The sequence below is a fragment of the Roseateles sp. P5_B10 genome, from assembly GCF_056400485.1.
On record NZ_JBFULE010000210.1, the window covers coordinates 1 to 7,497 of the forward strand.

General features: G+C 66.4%; 9 protein-coding genes. 7 read left to right on the forward strand and 2 right to left on the reverse strand.

Annotated features, from left to right (window positions below; all coding sequences use genetic code 11):
* From AC1DU6_RS14485 to AC1DU6_RS14515, 7 genes are all read left to right on the forward strand, one after another.
* On the forward strand, positions 1-310 hold a 310-nt coding region (locus tag AC1DU6_RS14485), incomplete at its 5' end, for a DUF934 domain-containing protein (RefSeq protein WP_477857902.1).
* Positions 307-1,065, forward strand: coding sequence for a phosphoadenylyl-sulfate reductase (locus AC1DU6_RS14490; protein ID WP_457446504.1), 759 nt, complete (start codon positions 307-309; stop codon positions 1,063-1,065). The genes AC1DU6_RS14485 and AC1DU6_RS14490, both read left to right, overlap by 4 nt.
* Positions 1,062-2,027 carry a sulfate adenylyltransferase subunit CysD gene (gene cysD / locus AC1DU6_RS14495; RefSeq protein ID WP_056194845.1) on the forward strand — a complete coding sequence of 322 codons (966 nt, stop codon included), beginning with the start codon at positions 1,062-1,064 and terminating at the stop codon, positions 2,025-2,027. The genes AC1DU6_RS14490 and cysD overlap by 4 nt, the downstream gene beginning before the upstream one ends.
* 79 nt (positions 2,028-2,106) lie before the next feature.
* Positions 2,107-3,393: a sulfate adenylyltransferase subunit 1 gene (locus AC1DU6_RS14500; RefSeq protein ID WP_477857904.1), complete on the forward strand. Its 1,287-nt coding sequence runs from the start codon at positions 2,107-2,109 to the stop codon at positions 3,391-3,393.
* Positions 3,393-4,184, forward strand: a complete 792-nt coding sequence (gene cobA, locus AC1DU6_RS14505) for a uroporphyrinogen-III C-methyltransferase (RefSeq protein WP_477857905.1) — start codon at positions 3,393-3,395, stop codon at positions 4,182-4,184. Before AC1DU6_RS14500 ends, cobA begins: the two co-directional genes overlap by 1 nt.
* The gene (gene fdxA, locus AC1DU6_RS14510) at positions 4,181-4,504 is read left to right on the forward strand and encodes a ferredoxin FdxA (protein WP_056194839.1); all 324 of its coding nucleotides are present in this window, start codon (positions 4,181-4,183) and stop codon (positions 4,502-4,504) included. The genes cobA and fdxA overlap by 4 nt, the downstream gene beginning before the upstream one ends.
* 16 nt (positions 4,505-4,520) lie before the next feature.
* Complete coding sequence (locus AC1DU6_RS14515) at positions 4,521-5,609, forward strand: NAD(P)/FAD-dependent oxidoreductase (RefSeq protein WP_477857907.1); 1,089 nt, start codon at positions 4,521-4,523, stop codon at positions 5,607-5,609.
* 117 nt (positions 5,610-5,726) lie between these two features.
* On the opposite strand, the gene AC1DU6_RS14520 is transcribed toward AC1DU6_RS14515, so the two are convergent.
* Both AC1DU6_RS14520 and AC1DU6_RS14525 read right to left on the reverse strand, forming a co-directional pair.
* The gene (locus tag AC1DU6_RS14520) at positions 5,727-6,992 is read right to left on the reverse strand and encodes a type II toxin-antitoxin system HipA family toxin (RefSeq protein ID WP_477857909.1); all 1,266 of its coding nucleotides are present in this window, start codon (positions 6,990-6,992) and stop codon (positions 5,727-5,729) included.
* Positions 6,982-7,251, reverse strand: a complete 270-nt coding sequence (locus tag AC1DU6_RS14525) for a helix-turn-helix domain-containing protein (RefSeq protein ID WP_457325114.1) — start codon at positions 7,249-7,251, stop codon at positions 6,982-6,984. The genes AC1DU6_RS14520 and AC1DU6_RS14525 overlap by 11 nt, the downstream gene beginning before the upstream one ends.
* Positions 7,252-7,497 lie beyond the last annotated feature (246 nt).

A 7,497-nucleotide genomic window follows, 5' to 3' on the forward strand; every position in this document is an offset into this window, starting at 1 on the left:
GCTCGCTCCCGACCTGGCCCGCATCGCCGTCGTCGTGCTCGACTTCCCGAAGTGGACCGATGGCCGCGCCTACAGCCAGGCCCACATCCTGCGCAGCCGCTACAAGTTCAAGGGCGCCATCCGTGCTCGCGGCGAAGTGCTGGTCGACATGATGCAGTTGTTGACCCGCACCGGTTTCGACGAAGCCGTCATGCGCGGCGACCAATCCCAGGCCGCCGCACAGAAGGCCTTGGACCTGTTCGCGCCGGTGGGCTTCTACCAGGGTGATGTCGGCGAGACGCGCCCCTGGTTCCTGCGGAGTGCGGCGTGAACACCGAAGTCAGCAGCCTGCCCTGGGCCGCCGCGCCTGCGGCCGGCAATGCGATTGGCCTCTACGCCAAATGGACGCCGGCGCTGGACGCCAAGATCGAGGCCGCCCTGCAGCGCTTGCGTGACGCCAGCATTGAGCATGGCGACAGCCTCGTGCAGAGCAGCAGCCTGGGCGTGGAAGACATGGTCATCACCGACCTGATCGCCCGCACCCAGCTGCCCATCGCCATCGCCACGCTGGACACGGGCAAGCTGCACGCCGAGACGCTGGCGCTGATCCCGCGCATCCGGGAACGCTATGGCCGCGAGGTCGAGGTCTTCAAGCCGGCGGCCGACGCCGTCATCCAGTTCGTCCGCAAGGAGGGCGAGGAGGCGATGTACAAGAGCATCGAGCTGCGCAAAGCCTGCTGCGGCCTGCGCAAGATGGAGCCGCTGGGCCGCATGCTGAAGGGCCGTTCGGCCTGGATCACCGGCCTGCGCCGCGAGCAGAGCGGTGCCCGCGGTGACGTGGCCTTTGACGAGGACGACGGCAACAACCGCCGCAAGATCAGCCCCATCGCCGACTGGACCTGGGCCGAGGTCTGGGCGTATGTTCAAAAATACGAGGTTCCGTACAACCCGCTGCATGACCAGTTCATGCCCTCGATCGGCTGCGCACCCTGCACGCGCGCCATTGCGGTCGGTGAAGACTTCAGAGCGGGCCGCTGGTGGTGGGAAGACTCCACCAAGGAATGCGGCTTGCACGCCAAATCATGAATGCTGCTGTGAAACCCGAACAACTCATCGCCGACGTCGACCACGCCCACCTGGATGCGCTGGAAGAGGAAGCCATCTTCATCCTGCGCGAAGTGGCCGCCAGCTTCGAGCGCCCCGCCCTGCTCTTCTCGGGCGGCAAGGACAGCTGCGTCGTGCTGCGTCTGGCCGAGAAGGCCTTCAAGATGAAGAACGCGGCCCACCCGAGTGGCTACTCGGGCAGTCTGCCCTTCCCGCTGGTGCATATCGACACGGGCCACAACTTCCCCGAAGTCATCACCTTCCGTGACCAGCGCGTCGCCGACATGGGCGAGCGCCTGGTTGTTGGTCACCTCGAAGACTCGATGGCCAAGGGCACGATTCGGCTCTCCCACCCGCTGGAAAGCCGCAACGGCCACCAGACGGTGACGCTGCTGGAGACCATCGAGGAGCACAAGTTCGACTGCCTGATCGGCGGCGCACGGCGCGACGAGGAGAAGGCGCGCGCCAAGGAGCGCATCTTCAGCCATCGCGACAGCTTCGGCCAATGGCAGCCCAAGGAGCAGCGCCCCGAGCTGTGGACGCTGTTCAACACGCGCATCCGCCCGGGCGAGCATTTCCGCTGCTTCCCCATCAGCAACTGGACCGAACTGGACGTGTGGCTCTACATCGCCCGCGAGAACATCCCGCTGCCGCAGATGTACTTCGCGCACGAGCGTCAGGTCATCCGCCGCAAGGGCCTGCTGGTGCCGCTGACCGACGTGACGCCGCCGGAAGAAGGCGAGACCGTCGAGACCGCCACCGTGCGCTTCCGCACCGTGGGCGACATGACCTGCACCTGCCCGGTCGAGAGCCCCGCCGCCAACGCGAGCGAGGTCGTGGCCGAGACGCTGACCGTCACCGTCAGCGAACGCGGCGCCACGCGCATGGACGACCGCACCAGTGAGGCTTCCATGGAGAAGCGCAAAAAGGAAGGGTACTTTTAATGACCGCCCCCACGTTCACTTTGTTCACTGCCCCCCGAGGGGGCGTCGCGGCCCTTCGGGCGGCCGGGCGGGCCGCGCGATGAAGGCGCTGCGATTCCTCACGGCGGGCTCCGTTGACGACGGCAAGTCCACGCTGATCGGCCGCCTGCTGTTCGATGGCCAGGCCATCCTGGCCGACCAGCTCGACACGCTCGAGCGCCGCGCCGCCGGCCGCCCCATCGACCTCAGCCTGCTGACCGACGGCCTGGAGGCCGAGCGCGAGCAAGGCATCACCATCGACGTGGCCTACCGCTACTTCGCGACCAAGACGCGCAAGTTCRTCATTGCCGATGCCCCCGGCCATGAGCAGTACACGCGCAACATGGTCACGGCCGCCGCCGGCTCCGACGCCGCCGTCGTGCTGGTGGACATCACCAAGCTCGACCTGACTGAAGCCGAAGTGACGCTGCTGCCGCAGACACGCCGCCACTCGCTGCTGGCCCAGTTGCTGCGCGTGCCCAGCATCGTCTTCGCCATCAACAAAATCGATGCGCTGGAAGACGCCGGCGCGGGCTTTGCCAAGGTCAAGACGGCGCTCGACAAGTTCGCTGCCGCCGCTGGCCTGAACGTGGCCGCCACCGTGCCGGTGAGCGCCCTGCGTGGCGACAACGTCACCCAGCCGCTGGATGCGCCCTGGTGGAACGGCGAGAGCCTGCTGCAGGTGCTGGAGCGCCTGCCCACGCTGAGCGAGCGCGCCGACGCGCCGCTGAGCCTGCCCGTGCAATACGTGCAGAAGGACGCCTACCAATCCAAGGGCACCGGCGTGCAGCCACGCGTGCTGTGGGGCCGCATCGCCCACGGTGCCGTCAAGGCGGGCGACACCATCGAGGTGCTGCCGTCGAAGCAGACGGCGGTCGTGTCCGAAGTCCGCCTGGCCGGCGAGGCCGTGCCCAGCGCCGAAGCCGGCGACTCGGCCGGCCTGGTGCTGGACCGCCAACTCGACGTCAGCCGCGGCGACTGGATCGTCACGCCGGGCAGCGCTGCGGTCACCAAGAACTTCTCTGCAACGCTGGCCTGGCTGGACACCGAGGCCGCCAAGCCTGGCCGCAAGTACTGGGTGCGCCACGGCAACCGTTGGGTGCAGGCGCGCATCTCGGCCATCGACTCGGTGCTGGACATCAACACGCTGACGCCGCAGGACGCCCACGAACTGCCCGTCAACACCATCGGCCGTGTGCAGATGGAAGTGCAGCACGAGCTGCCCGTCGAGCCCTTCGTGGACAACCGCGTCGGCGGCGCGCTGATCGTCGTCGACCCCGCCAGCCACCGCACCAGCGGCGCGCTGCTGGTAGACGTGCAAGCCGCTCCGGCGGAAGAGGCCTGGTGATGTCTAGCGGCCGTGTGATCTTCGTCAGCGCCGGCCCCGGCGCCGCCGACCTGATCACGCTGCGCGGCGCGCGGGCGCTGTCGCAGGCCGATATCGTGCTGGCCGATGCGCTGGCCGACCCGGCCCTGCGCGATCTTGCGCCGCAAGCCAAGTGGATCTCGGTCGGAAAGCGCGGCTTCGAGCATTCGGCCAAGCAGACCGAGATCAATGCGCTGCTGGTCAAGGCCGCGCGGGAGCACGCTCTCGTCGTGCGACTGAAGGGCGGCGACGCCAGCGTCTTCGGCCGCCTGGAGGAAGAACTCATCGCGTTGGCCGAGGCGGGCATTGCCAGCGAAGTCGTCCCTGGCGTGACCGCGGCTCTTGCCGCCGCCGCCCAGGCACAACGCCCGCTGACCCGCCGCGGCCGAGGCCGCAGCGTGTCGCTGACGACGGCGATGACCGAGGCCGGCGAACYGCATGCCGCGCAAAGCGCCGACACCGAGGTCTTCTACATGGCCGGCCGCCAGTTGGCCGCGCTTGGCCGCCAGTTGCTGGCCGCCGGCTGGGCGCCGGACACGCCGACGCTGGTCGTCAGCCGTGCCGGCTGTGCCGATGCCATCACCAGCGAGCACGCGCTGGCTGACCTCGCCCACGCGGCCCTGCTGCACCGCGGCCGCCCCACGGTCGTCACGGTCGGGACAGGAGCCAGCCGCGTCCACGCGCAGGATCAAAACCACGCCGACCTTAAAATCGTCGTTTCGCCCGAATCATTGCCCATCGGGGCGCCCCTTACTTCCCAGAGCCGCTCATGACCCACGTCGTCACCGAAGCCTGCATCCGCTGCAAATACACCGACTGCGTCGACGTCTGCCCGGTCGACTGCTTCCGCGAAGGCCCGAACTTCCTCACCATCGACCCCGATGAGTGCATCGACTGCGCCGTCTGCATCCCCGAATGCCCGGTCAACGCGATCCTGCCGGAAGAGGATGTGCCGGGTGATCAGATCCACATGATCAAGATCAATGCCGACCTCGCCAAGGGCTGGCCCAGCATCACCAAGCGTAAGCCGGCGCTGCCGGATGCCGACGAGTGGAAAGACAAGACGGGCAAGCTGCCCGAGCTGATCCGCTGAGCTTTCTTCTCTCCTCATGCAGGCAGCAGTACAGATCAGGCCCGATGCGATTCAGACGGACGCCGTCATCGTCGGCGCCGGGCCGGTCGGCCTCTTCCAGGTCTTCGAACTCGGCCTGCTGGAGATCAAGGCCCACATCATCGACAGCCTGGCCTATCCCGGCGGCCAGTGCATCGAGCTCTATCCCGACAAGCCCATCTACGACATCCCGGCCGTGCCCGTGTGCACCGGCAAGGAACTGACCGATAACCTGCTCAGGCAGATCCAGCCCTTCGGCGCGACCTTCCACCTGGGCCAGGAAGTCACCGTCGTGCAAAAGCAGGACGATGGCCGCTTTCTGATCGAGACCAGCAAAGGCACGCAGCTGCTGGCCAAGGCCGTCTTCATCGCTGGCGGCGTCGGCAGCTTTCAGCCGCGCACGCTGAAGGTCGACGGCGTCGAGCCCTACGAGGGCACGCAGGTCCACTACCGCGTCAAGGCACCGAACCAGTTCGCCGGCAAGAACCTGCTCATCATCGGCGGCGGCGATTCGGCCCTGGATTGGGCGCTGAACTTCTGCGCCGCCAATCCCGACGGCAACCCGCACAAGGCTGAGAGCGTCATCCTCGTGCACCGTCGCGACGAGTTCCGCGCCGCGCCAGCCAGCGTGGCCAAGATGCGCGAACTCTGCGACGCAATGGAGATGCAGTTCATCGTCGGCCAGGCCACCGGCATTGACGAAGCGAACGGGCAATTGACCGGCGTCAAGATCACCGGCAACGACGGCATCACGCGCGTCGTGCCCTGCGACCAGGTGCTGGCCTTCTTTGGCCTGTCACCGAAGCTCGGCCCCATCGCCGAGTGGGGCCTGGCGCTGGAGCGCAAGCAGATCGTTGTCGACACCGAGAAGTTCGAGACCAGCGTGCCGGGCATCTTTGCCGTCGGCGACGTCAACACCTACCCGGGCAAGAAGAAGCTCATCCTGAGCGGCTTCCACGAAACCGCGCTGGCGGCATTCGGCGCAGCACCGTATGTGTTCCCGGACAAGCGCATCCACMTGCAGTACACGACGACCAGCCCCAAGCTGCACAAGGTATTGGGCGTGGAGTCACCGGTCTTCGACTGAAGGCATCGGACCTGCGAAATGACGCCACAGCGGCGTTGCAAAGGCTAGCCGTAGCGCTGCTACTGTCTTCACCTTTGCGCCTTGCTGCGACGCCATTGCGCAAGCCTGGCGAGAGCCTCAATGCGGCCTGCGCGGCTTTGCCGTTTCGGCATCGCCATAGGCCAGCCCTGACTCCCAGACCTCCCGCATGCGCGACAGCAGCTCACGCGGGATGCGTTCATCGGACTTCGCTTCCTGCAGCGCCTGCTGCATGCCCTGCGCCAGGCGTTGAAGCACGGTGGCCGGCGCCTTCACATTGCAAACCTTGGTGCCAAAGGCGAGCAGTTCCTGAGTCGTCGGATAGGCCTTGCTCGTGTGCTTGCCAGCAAAGAGCTTGAGCGCCAGCGTCCGGTCCTCAAGCTCGGGGCCGCCGGCGTACTGCGTGTAGCGGTAGATGGCCGTTGTGACGACATCGAACATCGGCGCCAGCCAGATGTCGCTGGATGAGCGGTACAGCAGGCCAAAGTTCTTCAGATGCGCGTCGCCATTGCGGACCATGACGGAGAAAGCGACCTGCTCGAAGAAGCGGTCGAGGTCGGCTTGCGGCAGTTGCAACTGCCTCAGCAGCCCCGCGATGCGCTCGTAGCTGCCGTGGTATTTGCGGTCGGAGAGTGTGTCGCGCACGCGCTGGCCGGATAGCGCTGCGATGTCTTCGAAGCCGAGGCGCTCCACCGTTCCATCTGTCTTCAGGAGGGTGTCGAAGCGCTCCAGCACCAGCATCTGGCCGTCGTGCGACAGGTCAAACACCGGCGTAGGGATGCCGCCCAGGTTGGCTGCACGCAGGCACAGGTATTCGTTGGCCGCCAGACCGGGATAGGCCTCGCTCGCTGCCTTCACGATGAGCGTCGGAATAGGCACCGCAATCCGCACCTCGGGCACCATGATCTTGGGCTGCATGCCGGCAATGCCCGCGCCGGTGCTCAGATAGGCCGCCACCAGGTCGTTGAACACCTGGGGCGAGTAGGCCATGCCAAGTAGGCTCTCCTTGCTCAGCGGCACCGCTGGCTGCGGCGCGTCAGCACCCGGGATGCGATAGCCGAGGCGACCAATGCCGTTGTCGCCGATGAGGGCGAGCATGTGCATGGCTGTGGTCTGCTGCTTCGGGAACAACGCCCGGATGCGCATGAACAGATCGCCCTCGGGCAGGTTCTGGTCCATGGGCGGGAAGAGGTCGCCGTCCGTCCACGTGAGCCTGACCGCCGCCGGCATCAGCAGCGCGACGGACGGCTGCTCGGCGGACGCCTCCAGGTACCGGAACTCGTAAGTCGACGCCTTGAGCAACTGGCCCGCACCCACGCGCGACCCGATGGACACATCGAGCTGCGCGATGCGCTCAGGCAGCATCGTCATCCTTGTTGAAGGCCGCAGCCACTTCCTCCATCGTCGGCAGGCCCACCGGCTCCAGGCGCATGGCCAGGTTCAGCGAGCGCAACACGTCGAACAGCGACGACACGGAGGCCTCCTCGCCGCCCTCCAGGCGGTAGATCACTTCACGCACCCGCCCCGCTCGCTCGGCCACGGCCTTCTTACTCAGGCCCAGGGCTTCGCGCCGCTGCTGCAGCAGTTCGCCAAGTTCGGCGGGAAGTCGAACACTGCCAGTCATAGCTTGCATTTTCTATAAATATCAGAACTTTGCAAGCCATGACTTGCATGCATCACCACTGCAGATCTGCAGCGAGCCAGGCCAAGTCGCCAAGCGCGAAGGCCGGAACGCTCCGTAACCCATAGAATCCGACCCGCGCGCCGCCCCGTGTGGCGCGTCTTCGCTAGGGGTGTTGATGGCCTGGYGCCATCGACTGAGACAGTCCCTTTGAACCTGATTGAGGTAATCCTCGCGCAGGGAAGCACG

What these genes read in the sequence shown, in the direction of transcription:
- cysD (WP_056194845.1), top strand. Translation starts at nt 1,062, where the DNA reads ATGAATGCTGCTGTGAAACCCGAACAACTCATCGCCGACGTCGACCAC.
- fdxA (WP_056194839.1), top strand. Translation starts at nt 4,181, where the DNA reads ATGACCCACGTCGTCACCGAAGCCTGCATCCGCTGCAAATACACCGAC.
- AC1DU6_RS14520 (WP_477857909.1), bottom strand. Translation starts at nt 6,992, where the DNA reads ATGCTGCCTGAGCGCATCGCGCAGCTCGATGTGTCCATCGGGTCGCGC.
- AC1DU6_RS14525 (WP_457325114.1), bottom strand. Translation starts at nt 7,251, where the DNA reads ATGACTGGCAGTGTTCGACTTCCCGCCGAACTTGGCGAACTGCTGCAG.